This window comes from Waddliaceae bacterium (genome assembly GCA_018694295.1).
Classification (GTDB): Bacteria; Chlamydiota; Chlamydiia; order Chlamydiales; family JABHNK01; genus JABHNK01.
Window position 1 is genome coordinate 1 of record JABHNK010000004.1, and the last position, 22,656, is coordinate 22,656.

20 protein-coding genes and 1 other RNA gene are annotated in these 22,656 nt (G+C 44.6%); 12 read left to right on the forward strand and 9 right to left on the reverse strand.

Going from position 1 to position 22,656, the window contains the following annotated elements:
* Positions 1-148: 148 nt before the first annotated feature.
* The 5 genes from HN980_00225 to folE all read left to right on the forward strand — a co-directional run bounded on the left by HN980_00225 (position 149) and on the right by folE (position 6,345).
* On the forward strand, positions 149-2,101 hold the full coding sequence (locus HN980_00225; protein ID MBT6927913.1) for a protein kinase: 1,953 nt from the start codon (positions 149-151) through the stop codon (positions 2,099-2,101).
* 117 nt (positions 2,102-2,218) lie between these two features.
* The gene (locus HN980_00230; GenBank protein MBT6927914.1) at positions 2,219-3,205 is read left to right on the forward strand and encodes a tyrosine recombinase XerC; all 987 of its coding nucleotides are present in this window, start codon (positions 2,219-2,221) and stop codon (positions 3,203-3,205) included.
* Between the two features lie 127 nt (positions 3,206-3,332).
* The gene (locus HN980_00235) at positions 3,333-4,916 is read left to right on the forward strand and encodes an ABC-F family ATP-binding cassette domain-containing protein (protein ID MBT6927915.1); all 1,584 of its coding nucleotides are present in this window, start codon (positions 3,333-3,335) and stop codon (positions 4,914-4,916) included.
* 2 nt (positions 4,917-4,918) lie between these two features.
* Entirely contained in the window at positions 4,919-5,665 is a 747-nt protein-coding gene (locus tag HN980_00240; protein MBT6927916.1) for a TrmH family RNA methyltransferase, read from the forward strand.
* Positions 5,665-6,345 carry a GTP cyclohydrolase I FolE gene (folE, locus tag HN980_00245; GenBank protein MBT6927917.1) on the forward strand — a complete coding sequence of 227 codons (681 nt, stop codon included), beginning with the start codon at positions 5,665-5,667 and terminating at the stop codon, positions 6,343-6,345. Before HN980_00240 ends, folE begins: the two co-directional genes overlap by 1 nt.
* Positions 6,346-6,423: 78 nt before the next feature.
* Here folE and rnpB read toward each other — a convergent pair.
* An RNA gene (gene rnpB, locus HN980_00250) (RNase P RNA component class A) lies at positions 6,424-6,772 on the reverse strand.
* Between the two features lie 46 nt (positions 6,773-6,818).
* Entirely contained in the window at positions 6,819-7,592 is a 774-nt protein-coding gene (locus tag HN980_00255; GenBank protein ID MBT6927918.1) for a hypothetical protein, read from the reverse strand.
* Between the two features lie 193 nt (positions 7,593-7,785).
* Here HN980_00255 and HN980_00260 point away from each other — a divergent pair, with 193 nt between their 5' ends.
* From HN980_00260 to dapF, 3 genes are all read left to right on the forward strand, one after another.
* The gene (locus HN980_00260; GenBank protein ID MBT6927919.1) at positions 7,786-9,249 is read left to right on the forward strand and encodes a glycine hydroxymethyltransferase; all 1,464 of its coding nucleotides are present in this window, start codon (positions 7,786-7,788) and stop codon (positions 9,247-9,249) included.
* A gap of 410 nt (positions 9,250-9,659) precedes the next feature.
* Positions 9,660-10,238, forward strand: a complete 579-nt coding sequence (locus tag HN980_00265; GenBank protein MBT6927920.1) for an ATP-dependent Clp protease proteolytic subunit — start codon at positions 9,660-9,662, stop codon at positions 10,236-10,238.
* Entirely contained in the window at positions 10,238-10,954 is a 717-nt protein-coding gene (dapF, locus tag HN980_00270; protein ID MBT6927921.1) for a diaminopimelate epimerase, read from the forward strand. The genes HN980_00265 and dapF overlap by 1 nt, the downstream gene beginning before the upstream one ends.
* A gap of 93 nt (positions 10,955-11,047) precedes the next feature.
* Here the strand turns inward: dapF and rpsI are convergent, their stop codons facing one another.
* On the reverse strand, positions 11,048-11,446 hold the full coding sequence (gene rpsI / locus HN980_00275; GenBank protein MBT6927922.1) for a 30S ribosomal protein S9: 399 nt from the start codon (positions 11,444-11,446) through the stop codon (positions 11,048-11,050).
* 28 nt (positions 11,447-11,474) lie between these two features.
* Positions 11,475-11,912 (reverse strand): 50S ribosomal protein L13, encoded by a 438-nt coding sequence (gene rplM / locus HN980_00280; GenBank protein MBT6927923.1) that lies wholly within the window; start codon positions 11,910-11,912, stop codon positions 11,475-11,477.
* 344 nt (positions 11,913-12,256) lie between these two features.
* Here rplM and miaB point away from each other — a divergent pair, with 344 nt between their 5' ends.
* Positions 12,257-13,600 carry a tRNA (N6-isopentenyl adenosine(37)-C2)-methylthiotransferase MiaB gene (miaB, locus tag HN980_00285; protein MBT6927924.1) on the forward strand — a complete coding sequence of 448 codons (1,344 nt, stop codon included), beginning with the start codon at positions 12,257-12,259 and terminating at the stop codon, positions 13,598-13,600.
* A 63-nt stretch (positions 13,601-13,663) separates the two neighbouring features.
* A complete protein-coding gene (locus tag HN980_00290) occupies positions 13,664-14,254 on the forward strand; it encodes a L,D-transpeptidase (protein ID MBT6927925.1) in 591 nt (196 codons plus the stop codon).
* Here HN980_00290 and HN980_00295 read toward each other — a convergent pair.
* Entirely contained in the window at positions 14,221-15,885 is a 1,665-nt protein-coding gene (locus tag HN980_00295) for a hypothetical protein (protein ID MBT6927926.1), read from the reverse strand. The two genes, HN980_00290 and HN980_00295, sit on opposite strands and share 34 nt — an antisense overlap.
* 122 nt (positions 15,886-16,007) lie before the next feature.
* Between HN980_00295 and HN980_00300 the strand changes: the two genes are divergently transcribed.
* The gene (locus HN980_00300; GenBank protein MBT6927927.1) at positions 16,008-17,570 is read left to right on the forward strand and encodes a hypothetical protein; all 1,563 of its coding nucleotides are present in this window, start codon (positions 16,008-16,010) and stop codon (positions 17,568-17,570) included.
* Positions 17,571-17,649: 79 nt separating this feature from the next.
* Positions 17,650-19,254, forward strand: a complete 1,605-nt coding sequence (locus tag HN980_00305) for a hypothetical protein (GenBank protein MBT6927928.1) — start codon at positions 17,650-17,652, stop codon at positions 19,252-19,254.
* Here the strand turns inward: HN980_00305 and HN980_00310 are convergent.
* From HN980_00310 to fabD, 4 genes are all read right to left on the reverse strand, one after another.
* Positions 19,251-20,645 carry a sodium/proline symporter gene (locus tag HN980_00310; GenBank protein MBT6927929.1) on the reverse strand — a complete coding sequence of 465 codons (1,395 nt, stop codon included), beginning with the start codon at positions 20,643-20,645 and terminating at the stop codon, positions 19,251-19,253. The genes HN980_00305 and HN980_00310 overlap by 4 nt on opposite strands.
* An 18-nt stretch (positions 20,646-20,663) precedes the next feature.
* The gene (gene acpP / locus HN980_00315; GenBank protein MBT6927930.1) at positions 20,664-20,900 is read right to left on the reverse strand and encodes an acyl carrier protein; all 237 of its coding nucleotides are present in this window, start codon (positions 20,898-20,900) and stop codon (positions 20,664-20,666) included.
* 82 nt (positions 20,901-20,982) lie between these two features.
* The gene (gene fabG, locus HN980_00320; GenBank protein MBT6927931.1) at positions 20,983-21,711 is read right to left on the reverse strand and encodes a 3-oxoacyl-[acyl-carrier-protein] reductase; all 729 of its coding nucleotides are present in this window, start codon (positions 21,709-21,711) and stop codon (positions 20,983-20,985) included.
* A complete protein-coding gene (gene fabD, locus HN980_00325) occupies positions 21,711-22,655 on the reverse strand; it encodes an ACP S-malonyltransferase (GenBank protein ID MBT6927932.1) in 945 nt (314 codons plus the stop codon). Before fabD ends, fabG begins: the two co-directional genes overlap by 1 nt.
* Position 22,656: the final 1 nt, after the last annotated feature.

A 22,656-nucleotide genomic window follows, 5' to 3' on the forward strand; every position in this document is an offset into this window, starting at 1 on the left:
AGACCCCGAAAGACGCATCACCGCAAAAGAAGCTCTTGAGCATCCTTTTATAAAAGGCCTCTGATAATAAGCTCTTTATTATATATATTTCTTGAAGGAATACCTCTTTTTATGCTATATTTCTTTAAAAATTAAAGGTTTAAAAACAATGTCTCCTAATATTCCCCCAGTGGTTTCTGCTTTCACCACAGGCGCTGCAGATCTTTCACAATTTACTCAACGTCAACCAGAAAGAAGAAATCCCTCCTCTCCTGAATCATCTGATGCGTCATCTTCTTATTCTTCTGTAGTTCCTATCGAAGTCGCCAGGCAGCGCACTGCTGAAGAGATGTTGCAACTATTTACTGAGGGTGATAAAGCTGCTATCACTGTTACGCCATATGATGGTGGTCGTCCTCAAATAATCTCATTTTCAACTGCGTACTTTGACAAAGATTCAATCTATGCTATACAGCAGCTCTCTAAGAGTTCAGATAGGCCCAACGGCTATAGCCTTGAACAGATTCATTTTGGGCTATTTTATCATCTTAAAAAAAACCATGCTCAATATGGTACTCAATTTTTGTATAGCAGCGAATCTCCTCAGATAATTACAGATATGCTCAACGCTTTTTATGATATATCAAAACGCTTTCCTGCCTATAGTGCAGCAAATTACAGACCTTTAATTTCTAATATACAACAAAAAATGGAACTTTTGTGTGTTCATCATGTAGAAATAGCTAACAAAGAAATCGCTTTCGTCTTATCCGAAATCATTTGCGAGGGACTCAATCCTAGCGAAATGAGCCTTTATGATCTTGTTCATCGAATAAATAGGCATTATGATATGTCTAGAGAGCATCTAATAAGCTCTTTTATGACAGAAACAAGATGTCCTTATGAAATTATCTCAAAAGCGCTTCCAAGAATTGCCCCTCGTATAACAACCGATAGAATGTCCTATATATCAAGGCGTGTTTTTCAAGTAGCGAGGATGAAAAAGCATCTACAAGAAGTTGCTCACTATCATAATATCATATTAGAAACAGGAAGCCCACTTCTTGGACAAGGAGTTTACGGCACAGTTTTTCAGGCGCACCGTATAACGGACCCATCACCATTGGCAGTAAAAGTGTCTACCTTAGGAGACGAATACTTAAGAAGCACTCGTGACGAATTCAAAACTCTAGCCAGATTACAACAATTAAAAAAACTCTCTAAATTTTGGAAAGACCGTGATGTTTCAGTTCTTTTCCCTGAAGCTTTATTAGACGGTAAGGATCTTTTTACTACTACGCGCCCTCCCGCAGGCATAAAACTTCACTCTATTGCGCCAATGACGATATTTCCAAGAGGTCATAAGGATTTACACATATTAAGGACTACTATGTTTCCTTGTATACGACTGCCCCTTAACCTTATCAGAAGTTATTCTCCTCAATTATTGACAGCATTACACTTTCTTGTAGACTCGGGCACTGTCCATGCCGACATGAAACCTGAAAATATAATGACATTCTTTAATCCTACTAGTGCTGGAATAACTCCATCGATTGTCAAGATTATCGACCTTGGCTCTTCCTGCTTAACAAGAACGAAGATTATGAACCACGAATATCATGTATCCGCTTTCTATAGGCCTCCCGAATTAGTTATGGGTTTTGGTAAAACATTAGAGACTCCTATTGACATGTGGAGCCTTGGTTGTATTCTCGTTGAGCTTTACACAGGAAAGCCTCTTTTTCCAAAAAAATCACACGAAGCTTTATTTACTTTATTCGTTGACATGCTAGGTCTTCCTCCTGAAGATCTTTTGAAGAGCAGTCCATTGTTCCAACAAGACTCTATGAGAGCTTTTATGCAAAATATTGAGGGTATACCTAGACCTACTAGATTGAGACACCACATAAGAAACAGTCGCGCTATTAGAGATGCTGAAAGACCTCGTTTGGAAGCTTTTATCGACCTTGTCACAAGAATGCTTAAATATAAGCCAGAGGAAAGGATTACTCCAGAAGACGCATTACAGCATCCTTTCTTCCAAGATCGCTCTGCTAGAAAAAGGCGCAACCCGCCTGCTGCTCTTTCCAGTCTTCATATAGTAAAGCGGGCAAGGTAAACCTATGATTGCCACCTAATACCAATCCCAGGTCAAAAAAAATATCGTATTTCCTCTAATATCTATGGTATAAAAAGGGAGTTTTGTGGACACTGGTTTTTTTGTTGTGGAGGTTTTATGTTTATACGTTCAGCGTACCAATTTCTCGAGTATCTTCGTAATGTCAAGAATGCTTCGGACCATACTATAAGAAACTACGCTATAGACCTCAATTCCCTGAAGAATTACCTAGAAGTTAAGGCCCTGCATATTGCCGCCAAAGACTGCCCCGAAAAGATCCGTTATAATCAAAGCTACGACGACCGCGGGACGATTTCCGACGCTATCCTCGACCTCGACGCCATCGACAAGAGAACGATACGCGGCTTTTTGGCATACCTTACCAAAAACAACACAAGCAGAAGGACTATAGCGCGTCGTCTTTCTTCGCTGCGGACTTTCTTCAAATATTCTTATAATCAGAAACTCGTATGTTCCAATCCTGTCGAAGACATCGAGAGCCCTAAGGTCGACAAAAATCTGCCGTTTTTCCTGTCGTACGACCAGGTTCAGCGTCTCTTCGACCAGCCCGACACATCGGGATATCTTGGTTTCCGCGACAGGTGCATCATGGAGATTTTCTACAGCTCGGGTTTGCGCGTCAGCGAGCTCGTCATGCTCGACCGCAAAGACTTCAACCCCAAGCAGCTGTTGTTACGCCTCGAGGGAAAGGGCAAGAAAGAGCGTATCGTCCCTATCACCAAGAATGCCGCCGACTGGATACAGGAATATCTCGACCATCCTGAGAGGGACAAAGACATCGACGGGCACCTTGCCGAAGTCGATAAAAAAGCGATCTTCATCAACAAGCTGGGAACGAGGCTGTCACCGCGTTCCGTCGACAGGAAGTTCTACAAATACCTCCTTGCCAGCGGTCTTGCCGGGAAGGTGACGCCCCACACGATACGTCATACCATAGCGACGCATTGGCTGGAGAATGGCATGGACCTCAAGACGATACAGACATTGCTGGGACATTCTTCACTAAACACCACAACGATATACACTCATATCTCCACGAAACACAAGAAAGCCGTCTATGACAAGGCGCATCCAAGAGCGTAATCAGTGACCAGTTATCAGTGATAAATACTTACTTTTATTGATAATTGACAATTGATCATTGATAATTGTCTTCCGTTGTGGTATAGTTCTTTTTTAAAAAAACTCATAACCCATTAATATTAAGAAGATGATAACATTAGACAGCATATCGAAGAGCTTTGGCAGCAGAACGTTGTTCGAAGACGTAACAATGACTTTCAACCCTGGGATCCGTTATGGCCTTACTGGCCCTAATGGCTGTGGCAAGACGACGCTTTTCAAGATAATCGCCGGCGCCGAATTTTCTACTACAGGAAATATAACGCTACCTCCTAGCGTGGGGATTCTTAAGCAAAACATCGAAGCTTTCCGCGACTACACGGCTCTCGAAGTCGTCATCATGGGAAACAAAAGGCTGTGGGACGTCCTTCAGGAGCGCGATGGTTTATATGAGCAGGAGATCACCGATACTGTAGGTCTACGCCTTGGAGAGATCGAAGAGGTCATCGCCGAAGAAGACGGGTATTCTGCCGACAGCGACGCCGAGATCCTCCTAGAGGGTATTGGTATAGACATCAACGACCATACTAAGAAGATGCATATGCTTCCGTCGGACATGCAATTCCGCGTATTGTTATGCCAGGCGTTATTCGGCAACCCGCAGGCGTTGCTTCTTGACGAGCCGACAAACCATATGGACCTCGATTCTATAACATGGCTCGAAGGCTTTCTTAAAGATTACAAGGGAACGCTTATCGTCGTCAGTCACGACCGTCATTTCCTCAATGCGGTAACTACTGCTATCGCCGACATCGACTACGAGACGATAATCATGTATCCTGGTAATTATGACGATATGATTGTCGCCAAGACATCTGTCCACGAGCGCGCCGAACACGAAGCGAAGTCCAAAGAGAAGAAGATCGCCAAGCTTAGGGAGTTCGTCACGAAGTTCAGCGCAGGAACGCGTGCTAGCCAGGTGCAGTCGCGTCTCAAGGAGATCGAGCGTTTGCAGCCTCAAGACCTTAAGAAGTCGAATATCCAGCGTCCGTATGTAAGATTTTATCCTTCGGAAGTCAAGCCTGGAAAGGTTGTTTTGAAGATCGAGAATGTCAGCAAGGGTTATGACGACGTTGATGTCATAAAAGACTTCTCTGTAGAGATCTCCCGTGGTGATAAAGTTGCCATAATCGGCAACAACGGCAGGGGCAAGACTACTCTTGCCAAGATGATTGCCGGCGCCTTGTCTCCTGACAGCGGCGAGGTTGTCCTTGGCCACAACGTTGCAGTAAGTTATTTCCCTCAGAATCACGGCGAGCTCATCGACAAAAGCGAGACCGTCAACAGTTTCGACTGGCTTAACAGCAGACATTCTGGCTCTTACGATCAGGACATCCGCGGTGTCATGGGTAAGATGCTCTTCGGCGGTGACGATGCCTTCAAAGCCGTAGGAACGCTTTCTGGTGGAGAGACGGCGCGTATCATCATAGCTGCTATGATGCTCGACGACCATAATGTTATCGTCCTTGACGAGCCCGACAACCACCTCGACCTCGAAGCCGTATCGGCGTTGGCGTGGGGTATCGAGGAATATAAGGGCACGGCGATATTCGTAAGCCACAACAGAGACCTTATCGACCATGCTGCTACGAAGATCATCGCCTTTGAAGATGGAGGCATAAGATATTTCGACGGCGGCCTTGAAGATTACCTAGGAAAACGAAAAAAATAACAATGAAAGTCTTTTCAAAAGAAAAATTCCTTTCTCTACCGAAACAGCAGCAGCATAAGAAGGCCTGTGAGCTTGTCAGGGTGTTATATGACTCCATTCTTGCCGACAAAGAATATGAAGGCCTTGGCGGAGAATATGATGCTATGGCGTCATGGCTTGGAGAAGAATCCCTTAAAGAATTCACATTAGAAGCTATCGCCGACAGGTACCACTACCACTGTAAAAAAGGTCAGGTATACCACAAAGAGCACAACCTTCTTCCTCGCGTGCGTACTGGCGACGCTGACGTTGTTTCGTCTCCGGCGCTACCTATAGCGATATACCTTGAAAATATACGTTCTGCTCACAACGTTGGCAGTATCATCAGGACCGTAGAGGCTATGGGGTTAGGCTCTATACATTTCTCTTCGGAGACGGCTTTCACCGACAACAAGCAGGTTAAAGACACTGCCATGGGTGCCGAGTCTTGGGTAGAGTGTCACCGTGATGTTTCTATCGAAGACCTTCCAAGACCTCTTATTGCTGTAGAGACCGCCGAAGATGCCATCCCTCTTAATAGCTTCGTATTCCCTGAGACTTTCACCCTCGCTGTCGGCAACGAAGAGTATGGATGTTCTGATGCTTTCCTTAAAGCCGCCGATTATGTTATATATATACCACAATATGGAAGAAAGAACTCCCTAAACGTCGCGAATGCCTTCGCCGTCGTTGCTGGAGAGATAACACGACAAAAAAGGACCATGTTATAATGACTATTGACGACCTAGCTTTTGCTGAAGAGGATGCTATAGAAGAAGCAATATGTGCTGCTACGACTAATTTTCCTTCGCCGCATGCTGATAATGTTCTATATCCTACCGACGACCTTAAGATTTCCGCCATCGCCGAGCATTTCGAAGGCATCATGGACATTTTGGGTTTAGACCTTTCCGACGATTCTATTGCCAACACTCCATATCGTGTCGGTAAGATGTATGTAAAAGAGATATTTTCTGGGCTTAAGAAAGAAAATTTTCCGACGATAACCTTCGTCGAAGACTCATTCCGCTGTAATAACGACGATATCGTTTTAGTCAAAGACATCACCGTCAGCAGCTTCTGCGAGCATCACTTCCTTCCTTTCGTCGGGCGCGCCCACATCGCATATATCCCTAACGGCAAGCTTATCGGCCTTTCGAAGATAAACAGGGTCGTCGACTATTTCTGTAAAAGACCACAGCTCCAGGAGCGTCTAACGGCACAGATCGCCGACAGTCTAAAGATGGTATTGGGGACAGATTCTGTTGCCGTAGCGTTAACAGCGCAGCATATGTGTGTGACAACACGCGGCATCAACGACACGGCAAGCGTAACAAAAACCGATATCCTCTTAGGAGCCTTCCACGACGACAAAAGCCTAAGAAAAGAATTCTTCGAACGCATAAAATAGCGTATAGCTATTTCAATGATCAATGATCAATGATCAATGAACAGTGCTTACTTTTATTGATAATTGATAATTGAAAAAACCACTGGGAAGACGATAAGCCGGATTCTGTCGTGGACAATCATTCGTCTAGGGGTTGTGTTGCCACAGCCCTCGAGCGGATTGTGAGGAAAAGCGTCGCGGAGACGACATCGTGCTTTTCCTTTTCCTTGCTTCGGATGGGGTTTATATCACCGCGGGTTTCCCTGCGTGTGTCTGACTCTCGAAGTCAGAATTTTCAGCCTCTCTGTCGCATAAGCGTCAGCGGAATATTTTCTGTTACACTTTCCGTAGCCTTACGGCCCCCGGCGTTTCGCCGGCATCCTCTCCTATGAAGCCCGGACTTTCCTCCCCGGCGTTTTAGCGCCGCGGCGATTGCCTATCTTCCCAGTGGTAAGGGAAAAAATTGCTGCCCGAGATACGGGCATTCAATTCTATTACTTCTTTGTTGTTGTCGTCTTACGGCGGCGTTTTTTCGTGGCGACGACGGACTCTTCGATAGCGGCGCTTTCTTGCCAGTAGTGTATCCTCGAGCAGTGTTCGCAGAAGACAAGTCTCTCGCATTTTCTTACGAGGTTCTCGTGTTGCGCGGTTATGACGATATGGCATCCGCTACAGGTTCTATTTTCTATAGGGACAACAACGCGGTCTTTTTTGTTGAAGAAAAGCCTCTCGTATATGGCAAGTACTTCTTGATCGACACCAACTTTCAGTGCATCGCGATCTTTTTTTATCACAGTGCCTTCTTCGTTGATATGTTTTATGTTTCCAAGAAGTTCTTCTTCATAAGTTTTGCTGCTTTCCTCGCTCTCTTTAGCGTGGCTTTGCAGGCTCTTAAGGCTTTCTTCCTCTTCGATGAGTTTCTCAAGGAGTTCATCGCGCTGGTGTTCTTTATGCATACGCTGTCTTCCAGCGGCGGCGATCTCGTGGCTTAGGGCGTTGAATTCGTCGACTTTCTTGACGCTTTCCTGGTGGCCTTCGAGGCTCTTTACTTTTTCTTCTGCTTCGGCGATAGCGGTCTCGCTGAGGCGCACGTTTTTCTTTATCTCTAGGATTTCCTGCTCTTTAACGTCGAGCTGCTTATGGAGGTCGTTCCTAAGATTGTAGATATTGGCGAGTTCTTTCTGTCGCTCTTGTTTTACGCGCATAAGGCGTATCATCTTCATATCGAGTTCTTGTATCTGCAGTATACTGTTTAAAGTCTCTAACATAAGCATCCTTTTAACTATTACATTTTGAAACTAATAGTTTATCACGTATCTTTGTTTATCCACAACCAAAAAATAGCGGGCAAAACAATGATCAATTATCAATGATCAATGAAAAGGCTCCTACAATCTTCGTCTGTACAACAAAGGTGTTTATGATATATAACGTTATAGAAAATTATGTAGGAGCCTTATAATGTCTCGCCTTGAAAAATATTTGGAGAAGACCTCTGCTGGGAGCCGGCATCTTCCTACTGTAGCATATTGTGCTGCTTTGGACCACCTTGCTATCGAGAACCCTAGCATTGCCGATGCTATCGTCCAAGAGCTTCGTGATCAAAGGTCACATTTGAAGCTTATCGCTTCAGAGAACTACTCTTCTTTCGCTGTACAGCTTGCTATGGGGAACCTTCTTACCGACAAATATGCTGAAGGCTCGCCGTATCACCGTTTTTATGCAGGATGCGGCAATGTCGATGGTATCGAGGCCGAAGGCACCGAGACCCTCAGGAAGCTTTTTGGTGCCGACCATGCATACATACAGCCACATTCTGGGTGTGACGCAAACCTTGTCGCCTTCTGGGCGGTACTCGTCAAGAGGTATCAGGACAAGGAGGTTGAGGCTCTTGGCAAGAAGAATATCGACGCTCTTACTGCCGAAGAATATGAGAAGGTGCGGCAGCTGATGGTTTCACAGAAGATAATGGGTATGTCGTTGGGGTCTGGTGGGCACCTTACCCACGGATATCGGCATAATATCTCTTCGAAGATGATGCAATCTGTCAGCTATGACGTCGATGCTACAACTGGGCTTCTCGACTACGACGCCATAGCACAGCAGGCTCGCAAAGAGAAGCCTGCTATTTTGCTTGCCGGCTACTCATCATATCCACGTCTGATAAACTTCGCTAAGATGAAAGACATCGCCGAAAGCGTCGGTGCTGTTCTTATTGCCGACATCGCCCATTTCGCTGGCCTTGTCGCCGGGAAGGCCATCACTGGAGAGTACAATCCTGTCCCTTATGCCGACATTATAACGTCTACGACCCACAAAACCATGCGAGGCCCTCGTGGCGGATTCATCCTATGTACTGAGGAATTTGCTGACATCGTCGACAAGGGATGTCCTCTTGTCTTGGGAGGGCCTTTGCCCCACGTTATGGCGGCGAAAGCCGTAGCGTTCCGCGAAGCTTCGCAGCCGGAGTTTTGCGAATATGCCAGCAACGTCATCGACAATGCCAAATCCCTTGCCGAAGGTCTTCTGGAGGGAGGAGCTATGCTTCTTACTGGAGGCACTGACAACCACCTTGTTATCATCGACGTCACGAAATATGGTATCACTGGGCGTCATGCCGAGAGCGCTCTTCGTGAGGCTGGGATAACCGTTAATAGAAACTCTATCCCTTCTGATCCTAATGGCCCTTGGTATACTTCTGGGGTGCGTATCGGTACGCCGGCGACGACGACGCTAGGCCTTGGTGCCGAAGAAATGAAAAGTATAGCTAACATCATCGTCGATGTTTTAGAAGCGACGATCCCCGAAGGTTCCAGCAAGGCGAAATATGTTATATCTTCTGGTGTTTTGGAGAGTGCAAATAATGCTGTCTCCAAGATGCTTAAAAATTTCCCGCTATATCACGATCTTGATATAAGTGAATAAAAAGTTCGGAATTCGGCTATCAGTTCAGAGTTCGGAATAGGAATAGGAATAGGAATAGGAATAGGAATAGGAATAGGAATAGGAATAGGAATAGGAATTTTCACCACAGAGGACACAGAGAACACAGAGAAAAAAAGAATATGGCTGGGGGATTCTCCCCCAGACCCCCGTTTTTGAACGGCAAACTGTGAATGGCGAACTGTAAACTTTTTAAAATCCTCGGGGTTCTAGGGGTGAAACCCTTAGCCCGCCCGCCTTCCTCTCTGTGCTCTCTGTGTCCTCTGTGGTGAAAAAATCGGAGTTCGGGGTTCGGAGTAGGAAAAGAAAAGGAATAAATGCTCAACAAAAAAGATGAAATCTTGTACAAGATAGAGATAATGTTAACAACAACCACATAAGGAAATCATTGTATGGCTGAAATAGAAAAACCTAAGACTATCGACGATAAAATTGACGAGATGCTCCTCGAGAAGCGTCGTATTTTCCTTTCCGACGCTGTAACGTCTGAGAGCGTCGAAAAGATAATCCGTAAGCTTTGGTATCTTGAATCTCTCGACAACACCAAGCCTATCGTCCTTGTTATAAACTCTCCTGGAGGGTCTATCGATGCTGGCTTTGCTCTGTGGGACCAGATGAAGATGATGAAATCTCCTGTTACGACGCTAGTCACCGGCGTTGCGGCTTCTATGGGCTCGATACTTAGCCTATGTGCTGCTCCGGGGAAGCGTCTTGCTACGCCGAGAGCCAGGATAATGATCCACCAACCATCGATCCATGGCATCATCGAAGGGCAGGCTACAGACCTTGAAATCCAGGCTCGCGAGATAATAAAGATGAGAAAAAGTCTTATAGCGATATATGTCGAAGCTACTGGCAAGAAAGCCGAAGACATCGATAAGATCATCGACCGCGATTCATGGATGACAGCACAAGAAGCTCTAGATTTCGGCCTCCTCGATGCTATCGTCGACGACTTCGATAAAATATAATGCAGTATCAACGATACTCACAGGCAGGGAACAGTTTCGTCATCATCGATGGCGACGTTCCTGCCAATATCACAAAAACATGTGGTGGTGACGATGGTGTCATCGTCGTGTCCCCTTCTGATATCGCCGATGTTGCGATACTTATCTTCAACAGAGACGGAAGCCGGGCTTCTATGTGTGGCAATGGGATATGTTGTGCTATGGCGTATTGTTATGATAATGGGCTATGCACAGAAAACGCTGCCATAGAAACTGATCGTGGAGTCATGCATCTTTCCTATGACGAGGGTGTTGTTACTACGACATTGCCGATGCCATCGAAAGCAGAAAATGTTGCTATCACCCTTGACGACGGCACGGAATATTCCGGAATATTTATTAATACCGGCGTGCCTCATTATGTCATCACCGTCGATGACATCGAAAACATCGACGTCGAAACCATAGGAAAAGAAATCCGTTACCATGAAGCCTTCGCCCCGAAAGGCGCTAACGTCGATTTCGTCTTGTATAAAGACGGTATGATATACATTCGCACCTACGAGACTGGCGTCGAAGCCGAGACCCTCGCCTGCGGCACCGGATCAGCAGCGGCGGCACTGTCTTTAGGTATCGCTTCTCCCGTAACCGTAAAAACACGCTCGGGAGAAACTCTCACCATCACAATCGGTACGACTCTCACCCTGTCTGGCTCTCCGAAAAATATAACAAACTGACGTTACGCGTAACATCAGTAACGAAACAAAAAAGCCTCGTCGGAAAAATTCCGAAGAGGCTTTTGTATATTGAGAAATGCTCTCGTGTAGCGATTAACGCTTCGAGAATTGGAAACGCTTACGTGCTCCAGCAAGACCGTATTTCTTACGTTCTCTCTTCCGTGGGTCACGAGTCAAGAAGCCACAAGCTTTGAGGTCTTGGCGACGATTTTCGTCTTCTTTGACAAGGGCGCGTGAAACGCCAAGCTGTGTTGCCACGGCTTGTGCTTCGATGCCTCCGCCTTTGATACGTACGACGAGGTCGTATTGACCTTCGAGGCCGACCTTCATAAGAGGAGCATTTACGACTTTTCTCTGAAGCTCTAGTGTGAAATAATCTTCGAAAGCACGTCCATTGATTTTGACGATGCCTTTTCCTGGACGTAAACGTACGCTAGCGACCGCTCTTTTACGACGTCCTGTTCCGATATGTTCTATTAATTTATTTGCCATGGTTGTGCTGTTCTCTCTTTAGAAAAATTTATTGTACGACGATAGGCTTCTGTGCCTGCATGTTATGCTCTCCACCGACGAAAAGACGTAGCTTTTTCATCTGTGCCCTTCCGAGTTTTGTCTTAGGCATCATACCTTTTACGGCATGTTGCAAGATACGCTCTGGGTGACGTTCTTTTACGGTCTGGTACTTCGTCTCTCGAAGTCCTCCTACATGTCCTGTGTAGTGGCGGTATATCTTCTGCGCTTCTTTAGCGCCAGTAACCATCACCTTCTCGACATTGACGACGATGACTCTGTCACCGGTATCAACATGAGGAGTGAACGTAGGACGATGCTTCCCTCGTAATATCTTAGCGATCTCAGAAGCGAGACGCCCTAATGTCTTTCCTTCGGCATCGAAGAGGAAACATCCGCGTTTCACTTCTTCCTTCTTAGCCATATACGTTTTTTTGTTGTTATCCATTCAATGATAATCCTTAACTGTCTTGTGTTTATACTTTTCACCATAACTGACGTTATGCATCACTCTAACTTTATTGGCGTGCTGCAAAGAGCAACCTGCTACGTATTCCTCCTCACCCAGCTCTTCAAAGCTTGGCTTGTCGGAGATACTTGCATCTTACTCCTTTCGCTACACCACTAAAGCAAGATTGACGCATAACATCCGTAAGAGAAACTGCTATGATACGCTCATCGTAGATTTTTGCCAAGTGTTTTGTAAGTAAAATGCCGTGATAGACAAGATTAGGTGGCAATCATGGGTAAAAACGCGTATACTGTCTTTTTATTTTTACTAAGAGATTAATTATGACTAGGAAGATAGCGACATTTTTTTTGAAAACGTATGGCTGCCAGATGAACGAGCTCGACTCGGAGGTTATGGTAGGGCTTTTGAAGCGTCGTGGTCTTGTGCAGTCGTTCGACGAGAGTTCTGCTGACATGCTCATCTTCAACACGTGTTCTGTCCGGGATCTCGCCGAGCGTAAGGTCATGGGCAAATTGGGGATGTTGTGTCGTTCTCGTACCGACAGACCCATCATCGGCATCACGGGGTGTATGGCTTCTTCGAAGAAGGCATCGCTTTTCTCTAAACTCCCCTATCTTGATTTTGTTTTGGGAACGAATAATATCGGCGACCTCAATGCCGTCCTCGACGACGTTCTTAGTGGAAAGGAACATTCTATCGCCGCCGATGATGTATTTCATGACGACGTCGACTTCCGCCTTGCTTCTCGTGAAGACAAAGTCAAGGCTTACGTATCGATAATCCGCGGCTGCAACAACTTCTGCTCGTATTGTATCGTCCCTTATACTAGGGGCCGTGAGGTTTCGCGTCCCATTGAAGACATTATCACCGAGTGTACACATCTTGCTAGCGAGGGATATAAAGAGATAACGTTGTTGGGTCAGAACGTCAACAGCTACGGCAAAGACCAGGCGTCGTGGAATATCCGGTTCCATGATCTTTTGTATTCTCTTGAGAAGATCCCCGGCATCGAACGCATACGTTTTATGACGAGCCACCCCAAAGACATCACCCGTGAGCTTATGGAAGCCGTCCGTGACATCCCTAAGCTCTGTGAGTTCATACATTTCCCTATACAGGCGGGATCCAACAGAGTTTTGAAGAAGATGAACAGGAAATACACCGCTGAAGAGTACCTCGAAAAGATTGCTATGTTCCGTGAGATCGTCCCTAACGTCGCTCTTGGCACTGATATCATAGTAGGATTTCCTACTGAGACCGACGAAGAGTTTATGATGACGTATGACGTCATGGAAAAGGTACGCTATGATATGGCGTTTCTTTTCGCATACAGTACCCGCAAAGGCACGGCAGCGGAGCGTTGGGATGATGATATCGTTCGAGAGGTAAAAGATGAAAGGCTGCAGAAACTCATCGCCCTGCAGAATGATATATGCTCGCAGCAGCGACAGAAGATTCTTGGGGACACTGTAGAGGTCCTTGTCGAAGAGGTAAACTTCCGCGATGCTACCATGCTAAAAGGCAGGACGCGCTGCTGGAAGAACACTCTTTTCCCTGGAGATAAAAGCCTCATCGGGAGTGTCCAGGATGTCAAAGTTCATAGTTACCACCACCAGACTCTCCTCGGGGAGATGTGTGAAGCTCGCGATCCTTTCGATCTTTAATGTTGAAAAATAGTTTTGTCATAGGCACTATTCAATATTTATATTATTCTATGAGAAAGTCGTATGAAGAAATTTTATATGTTGTCGTTTTTATTCCTCACGGTATGTTTTGGAGGCTTTACATCGACAGTAACGTATAATATAAATGCCTTTGTTGCTTCCCATGAAACGTGTGTCGTCGTCGATGTTACTAAACAGGAGCTTGTTCTTTATGAGGGTGGCGTTATCTCCAAGAAGTACCCTATCTCTACATCATCAAAAGGAACGGGGCAGATCCTTGATAGCGGCAAGACTCCTCTTGGCATACACTATATCAAGAAAAAGTCCGGCGACATGTCTCCCCCTGGAGGCATATTACGCGGGGGAAAACCAACCGGAGAGGTATGGAATCCATACGTTATCAATGTTGATGACGACCTTGTCTTGTCACGGAGAATATCTCTCGAAGGCGCTGAGAAAGGCTTCAACAAAGGCACCAACGATCAAGGACGCGTTGTCGATTCTTTTCTCCGCGCCATTCTCATCCACGGCACCAACCACGAAGACAAGATCGGCACCCCGGCTTCTAAGGGGTGTGTGCGGATGAAAAACGCTGACATCGTCGACTTATATGATAGGATTCACGAGGGCGATTCGATTTTGCTATCTAGATAGTCGCTCCAATAGTCACTTTCGCCACAAAAAAATTGCTCTATTGCTTTTTCAGGATCTTTAGATCTTATAAGTCTTTCGATTTCTCTATGACTACACGCTTGTTTTAATTTCTCAAGCATCTCAATTCTATCCTTGACCTCAGCTCTCATCGTTAAAAAACTACTTTTTGCTACTATAAATTTTGTCTTTCCTTGGCCATCTACATTATCAATTACTAATGTTTCCCTATAAAAATATCTTTCTATGGTTAGAGGAAATTCAACATTATGAGGCTCTACTTTTAAAACTTCTGCAGCACCATCGCCATCAGCTATATAGGCTTGTAGTTCTGCAAGATCTTCCTTGACATGTCTCTTTGCTACTTTTAAAAACGGCTTCAAAAACATAACAAGGCTTTCTTGAAGGTTTTCTCTTTGTTCTTCGACTTTTTCCAACGCTGTTTTTTTTATGTCTTGAATGCTGTACTTTACACCGTCAAAGTTTGCATGCGAGATTCTCCAAATATCGCCGTGATGATTCCTTCCATCAACAAAAGAAAAACACTTTGTTTGTTTTCTTGTGAATTCCTCTTTTCTTTGTTTTCCATAAAAGAGCCTATCTTTTTCACATCTAAATTCCGATAGCGTCAATCTCAAGTCTCTCACCTCTGCGGATAAAAAATCACCATGAAGCAATCCACTAAAATCTTTGCGTAAAGATTCTTCTAGCTTTCTTAAAAGAAGAATTTTTCCTGCAACAGTCTTTATATTATCTACAGTCTTCAAGGCTAAAGATAAAAAATTTTTCCTTCTTTTGGCCCTTTCTTTTTTAGGAACTCCTCCACACATTAAAACTTTATAAATGTCATCGTACTTGTCATTAATGAATTCAAGCGCCATCGATTCGACTTCTTCTAAAACGTATAAAAAATTATCCCATACTATATTTTGATTCTGTTCTAAAATATCTTTTAAATGCCCTTTTCCCCTTTCGATTAGTTTTTCCATCTTTATTTGAAGATTGTATTTTTCTTTGATAAGACTTTTATCCATTGTTTGTATTTGATAAGCGTATATCGCAAGTTGAGGGTCTTTTTGTGCTCTACGCCTCAAGAGCGCCGAACAAAGCTCTGAATGAGGTAATACATAATCTTTTTCCCCGGGTTTCACGTCTGAAACTGTTTGTCTGGCTGCTCTTAAGTCCTCGATAAGAATCTTATGTTGTTCTGTAAGAAGGCCCCCATGCCGTTCTGAAATAGATGACTTTTTTATACCTAGCATTTCTAATGCTAGGTAATGACGTCTAATCTTTGCTAAATTATCCCTAGAGTCCTCACATATATCTCCGACAGCGTCAACGAAAGTGCCAAGACAAGAAGAGAAACGTGTTGTGAAATCATTTACATATCGACAAACGCTATCAAATTCTGTTGCCTGTCTAGCGACATGAATTGGAGTCGCCCCATGAGAACGCAGTCTTCTATGTAATACTGGAGCAGCGCAACGTATTGTACTTTCTCTGACTTCATCAGCAGCAGCAGCAGCAGCATCATGTGAACCACTGTCTGGGAAAAAGTATCTTGTCGCGTCGATATATTTCTCTTCTCCAACCTCCTGGAAACCCTGTGCTGCTGGTGGTGGTGGTGGTTCCAATTTAGTAATTGCTCCTTTGGCTTTTCACATTTTTTTCTGTAGCGGTCTTCGAGTATGCAATATAGCCAGTATTTTTTCAATAATTTCTTTATCAGAAATGCGCTATCTGCTATGCTTTTTCGATGCCTCCTATAGAAAGTCCGCCAACAGCATCATTTACCGACTACTTCGAGAAAGTAGAACCTGCTTTTGTCATACCGGCTCCTGCTCCTGGCGAGCGGCATTCTGTCAAGGAAATCGTCGGTTTTTATGAGGACGCAGAGTGTCGATTTTCTGAGGGATGTAGTTGGGCTTATCCCGAAGCCATCCCTAGCGGCTATGGTTATAATGTCGATCTTCCTGAAGAGATTTACAAAGAAACATTAAAAGCTTTTGTCGATAGTTTTCCTTTACTGTACAAACCCGAAAAAGAGTATGGCCCTGTTGTTCGCCATAGTATAGCATCAGAGACGTATCTTCACGTCCGTGCCGACATTCATGGAGCGCTTAAGAGTGTCATCGAAGACCTCAATTTTCTCAAATACATGGGATGTCTCGATGAGAATTACAAGGTATTACGAGATCACAACGGTACTCCCAAGGTCAAGTTTATTTTTTTGGGCGACTTCATTGATCGTGGTTTCAATTCTACTGGTGTATTATATCTTCTTGCTACTCTTAAGCTAGAGAATCCCAGCGATGTGGTATTAGTCCGCGGCAACCATGATAGGCTTTGTTATCATGATGGGTCTTGTTATATAGATCGAAGTTTTCCTCCCGAGACGCTACGCGAAGAGTTTTTTGCTCGGATGCCTTTAGCGGCATACACCTGCCATGAAATCCCGCCTGAAGGCAAGCCTAAGCAATATGTGCAACACTCTCATGGTTGCTTCGACGTCCATACCGTCGATATTGTTGCCAACTTTTTAAGAAGCGACGCTGATAGCGCCGCTCTTCCACTTTATAATCCTGATAAAGCCATCCCTATGATAGCATCTCTCCTTCCTAAAAAAGGAAAAAACATTATTCAAGTTAACGGCGACGGACGGCTTTCCATCGATATTCTTAGACGTTTTATCTTTTCTCGCGACAGTGAAATGACGCCGTATATACGCGAAATTCTAGATATCTCCGATGGTGTTTCTATCTCTGACACGGCACTTAGGAAGCGCGCAAAACTCACTTATGCTGCGATACGAATAAATGTTTATGGCAAAAAAATTATTCTGGATGAATTACGCCCGGCCAACACAATGTTTACGTGGGGCAGGGTCTATGATCGTCCTTGTAGATCTTTGTCTTATGGGGAATACTCGCCGGAAATCATACAATGCTGGCTCTGGCTTATTGGCGCTAAAGCTGCTGTTCGCGGGCATGACCATTATCATCAAATCCATCCTTTGAATATAGGCTCTACTGAAAAACAGGGACTTATCCATACTCTCCCTATATCAGGAGAACTCTATAGCCATACTATTCATCATGGCAACTACGACACCAGGTATCTTTTGACGACGAGCTCAAAAGTTAAGCACTGGACAGTGCACGTCATAAGCCGCAGATCGAAACGCTCTGATGACGAAGCCCCTCATAAAACAATAATTTCCGGGCCAAAGCGTTTTTACGGTGTCGTCAAGCCCGACGATAGTGCCTCAGAAACCGACTCCGACGCTGGCTATGTAACCGCTGAGGATAGCGGATTGTAATAGCGCGTAACATCAGTCAATAATGATGCTTCGAACAATTTTCTTTGGTAATTATTGATATTATATATATAATTCTTGAATGGAACCAGTAGGATCAAGCACTTTTTTTACGCCCGCAGTAGTGCCCCCGCAAGCACCGCCTGAAACTGTTTATTGCGAAGCTATAAATCCTCACGCGTCGCCATTTTCTTCTGAGAAAATACCTACTGTCAGGGAGGTTGTAGAGTTTTATAAAAGCGAAGCCGCATGTCCTTGTTTTTTTGTTGGCGACGATCCTGATAAATCAGAATACTCTTTTGATCCTTCAAAGGCCTTTTATGATAACATAGGATATAAATTTGGCCCTTCGGATGAAGCTCTTTCACTGGTTTTACGGTCTTTTTGTGCGGACAAATTTCCTTTAAAACTATTTTATAATCCTAGAGAAGAATATGGTTATGTCATTCGTCGTGATATACCTGCAGGAACGCATCTTCATGTGCGTACCGACATTCACGGCACCGTTAGAAGCGTTGTTGAAGATCTAGAATTCTTAAAAGGAAAAGGATATCTCGACGAAGACTATCTAGTAATACGCAATCCTAACGGCACGCCCAAAGTGATGGCGTCTTTTTTGGGCGACTATATAGATCGTGGTAATAATAGTAATGGCGTATTATATCTCCTTGCCCTCTTCAAGATAAAAAATCCTAAGGAGACTATTTTAATCCGCGGAAATCATGACGGAAAGTGTTATATTCACAGGCGTGTTATCACCGTCACCTTGAAGGATCATTTTTTTGCTAGGATGCCTTTAGCGGCGTGTCTTTGCCATGAAACTCCTCCCGAAGGCAAGCCTAAACAGTATGTCTTCTTTTCCCATGGCGGAGCTCCGGATATACACGTCGTAGGGCATATCGCCAAGCTTATAAGAGAGGGCGGTGACAGCATCGCCCTTCCATATCGTTCTGATGATACAAGCTATCCCTCCATAATAGCTGACAATCTTCTTCCTCGCGGACGGACTGTGATAGCTATGCATGACCTTGAAAAATTCATCTTCGAACGCTGTAGCGACCTGACCCCTTCGACACGAAAAATCTTAAAAATCTACAGTGATATCTCCACCAAAGATCTTAGAAGAAAAGCCAAGCAGGTTTATTATGCACAAAAAATATACGAGCATACTCAAAAGTTTTTTTCCAAACCCTTTAATCCACATGAATCGATGATCACATGGACACGCATGTCTGAGGATACTGCTTATGATTCATACAAATATTTAAACCCCAGAATCATACAATCTTTATTATGGCTTATTGGTGCTAAAGCTGCTGTCCGTGGCCATGATCATGAATACAGAGTTTATCATTTAAAAACGGGTATACTTAACCTTACCACAAGCCGGTGGGGTCTCGTCCACACGCTTCCTATATCAGGATATCTTCACGGAAACTTTTCTTCCGTACATAACGATGAAGATCTCACTTATCTTCTAAAAACGTCTCCACGGGTAGATGGCTGGAAACGAATTCTCGTGCAGCGTAATACTACAAGCTCAATGCGTAGGAGTGTGCGTTTCTCTACTACAGTTTCCGATCCAAAAATATTTTATCACAAGTCAGAAGGTTACGATTACTGTGAAGGTTTTTCTGACGACGACGGCGTTGGCGAAGAAGGGTATTATAGCGACGATGAGTCTTAGCGTTTCGCTGTAACCTTCGAGGCAATATGTGCTGCTACGGCGCTTATTACGAATGCAGGGATCATTGCTGGTATGGTGTTATTGATTCGTCCCCACGTTGCTGCTATTACTGCCCCTGATACTATCCCTGCTATTGCGCCGTTTCTATTGATACTCTTCGAGTAGAAAGACATGATAAGGACGGGGCCAAAAGATGCTCCTACTCCTGCCCAAGCGTATTTCACAAGGTTATATATTGTCTCTACCTTACCAAAAGCTATGGCATATGCCGCTATCCCTGCGGCGATGACGGTAGCCCGTGATACTATTAGCAATTGTTGTGGTGTAGCGCTTTTATGGAAGATCTTTTTATAAACATCTTGTGTAAATACTGCCGATACGACGAGAACTTGTGAGTCCATCGTCGATATTGTTGCTGCTAGTATTGCGCAAAGCACGAAACCTACTATGAAAGGGCTGAATGATGTTTTTACCATCTCGATAAAGACAAGCTCTGCGTTGCCTAGTGTTCCGTTAAAATATGCTATCCCTACTGTTCCTACTGCTATTGCTGCTGTAAGGGTAAGTATATGCCATATCATTCCTAAGTATTTCGCTTTGCGCAGCTCTTCGGTATGTTTTATTCCCATAAAGCGTAGGAGTATATGCAGCTGTCCGAAGTATCCGAGTCCCCACCCCAATATCTCACATATCGTCTTAGTAAACGACTTTGGCACTATTGTCAGTGGTATCGCTTGTTCTCGTGCAGCTTGTGTTATCGCTGCGATGCCATCGATATGAGAGAATGCTACTATTGGCACGATAAATATCATGACGAGCAGGAACAGTCCTTGGAACATATCCTGCCATGCTACTGTCACGAAGCCTCCGAAGAAGGTATATATCATTACTACGCTGATACCTATTGTTATCCCTGTGATATATGGTACGTTGAAGACAGACTCGAAGAGAAAACCCATACCAACAAGTCCTGCCGAAAGATATACTGTGAAGAAGAAGAACGCTATCGTCGCCGTAAGAATACTTATTATCCCCGAGGTATCTTTGAAACGTCTCTCGAAATATCCCGAGACGGTATAGCAGTCGTATTTCTCTGTAGCTTTACGGATCTTCGGCGCTATAAACTGCCAGTTTAGGAACATCCCTATTATTAGTCCTACGGCGGTCCATGCTTTGAAGAGCCCTGCGGAATATATTGCTGCGGGGAATCCCAGAAAGAGCCAAGAGCTCATATCGCTAGCGTGTGCTGATATTGCTGTTACCCAATAGTTCAGCGACCTATCTCCTACGTTGAAATCTTTGTCGGTTTTTATTTTATGTCGCCACCATGAAATCATTCCTATTGCTAGGAGGATGAGGAAATAAAGTGTGAATGCTGCGATATAGGCCATGGATTAATTTACCGTTTTTTATTCTGCTTTTTTCTTTTCGACGTATTCTACTACGCTAGCGACGGTTTTTAGTCCTTCGGCGTCTTCTTCTGAGATATCGAATTCGAAGACTTCTTCGAAAGTCATGATAAGCTCTGTGAGGTCGAGAGAGTCGGCATTAAGGTCTTCTATGAACGACTTTTCTTCTGTAACGTCTGCTTTATCGACGCCGAGTTGTTCTACTACGATATCGATAACTTCTTCTTGTATTGTCATGGTATTCTTTTCTCCTGTTTTTTTATAATTAGTAGTAAATATTCATATTCTAAGCTCCGAACTCCGAACTCCGAACTCCGAACTACATAACCATCCCGCCGTCGACGACGAGGACTTGTCCGGTGACATACCGGGAGTCTTCGCTTGCGAGGAAGAGCGCAGCTTTTGCGACATCTTCGGCTTCGCCGAACGTTCCGAGAGGGATTTTTTGTTGTATTGCTTGTTTTTGTTGTTCTGTAAGTTTTTCTGTCATCGCCGTCCTTATGAACCCTGGTGCTATGGCGTTGACGCGCACGTTTTTCGCTGCGAATTCTTTTGCCAGGGATTTTGTCACTCCGATAGCTCCGGCTTTCGAGGCGGCGTAGTTGGCCTGCCCGGCGTTACCTGTAAGGCCTATGACTGATGCTATATTTATTATGGCGCCGTTTTTTGCTTTCATCATATGCCGTGCTAGGGCTTTGCACGTATTATATACGGCTTTGAGGTTTACTGCTATGACGCTATCCCACTGATCTTCGTCCATACGCATTATCAGGCTGTCTCGTGTTATCCCTGCGTTGTTGACGAGGATATCGACGGTGCCGTGTGTTTCGATGATATTTGCTATAGTATCGGCGACATCTTTTGTTTTGGCGACATCGACCTTATAGAAGGCGGCTCCTAGTTCTTTAGCGGTGTTTTCTCCTGCTTCGGTATTAACGTCGAGGATTATAACTTTTGCTCCATTATCTACAAACGTCTTTGCTATAGCTTTTCCGATGCCGGAGCTTCCTCCTGTTATCAGCGCTGTCTTATTTTCTAGTACCTTCATTATTCCTCCAGAGCCTTTGCTAGTTTTTCTAGGTCTTCGATCTTATCGACGTTTACTGTTGGAGCGCTGACGCCTATACGTTTATTCATCGCTGTGAGGGTTTTGCCGCATCCTATCTCGACATACAGGTCGGGTTTTGTAGCGTCGATGGCTTGTATCCCCTGCTGCCAGCGTACGGAGTTTGTCACCTGTTTTATAAGGTTTTCTCTGATATCGTCGATATTTTCTACGAAATCTCCTGTTACGTTCATAACGACTTTTATTTCGCTTGTCGAGAATTGTGTATCTTCAATTTTTGATGCTAGCTTATCTTGTGCTTCTTTCATGAGTCCACTGTGGAAGGCGCCGTGGATGTTTAGTGGTACGACTTTTTTTGCGCCGCGGCGTTTTGCTTCTGCGCTAGCGATGTCGATGCCTTTTTCCGTCCCTGATATCACTATTTGTTTTGGTGTGTTGTAGTTTGCCACCCAAAGGTCTTCTGGGATATTGAGGTCTGAGACGATTTTCTCGACATCTTCGCTATAGAGCCCTAGTATTGCTGCCATCGAGCCTTTTGTCTTCTCGCAAGCTTCGTGCATATATTGTCCGCGGTATCTTACGAGGTTTAGGGCTTCGTGGAACGTGACTTTTTCTGCTGCCACCAATGCTGAGTATTCTCCTAGGCTTAGCCCCGAGCATATATATGGAAGAAGGCTGGGGATTTGTTCTTTTATTGTGCGTAGCAATGCTATGCTGTTTACTAGCATTGCCGGCTGGCTGTTTTTCGTTGCTGTAAGGGTGTCTTCGGGGCCTTCGAAGATTATCTTCGAGAGTTTTGTTCCTAGGATGTCGTCGCTTTCTTCTAAGGTCTCGCGTGCTATAGAGAAGTTCTCGGCGAAGTCTTTGCCCATGCCGACGTATTGCGCTCCTTGCCCAGGGAAGATGAATATGATATTTTTCTTCATG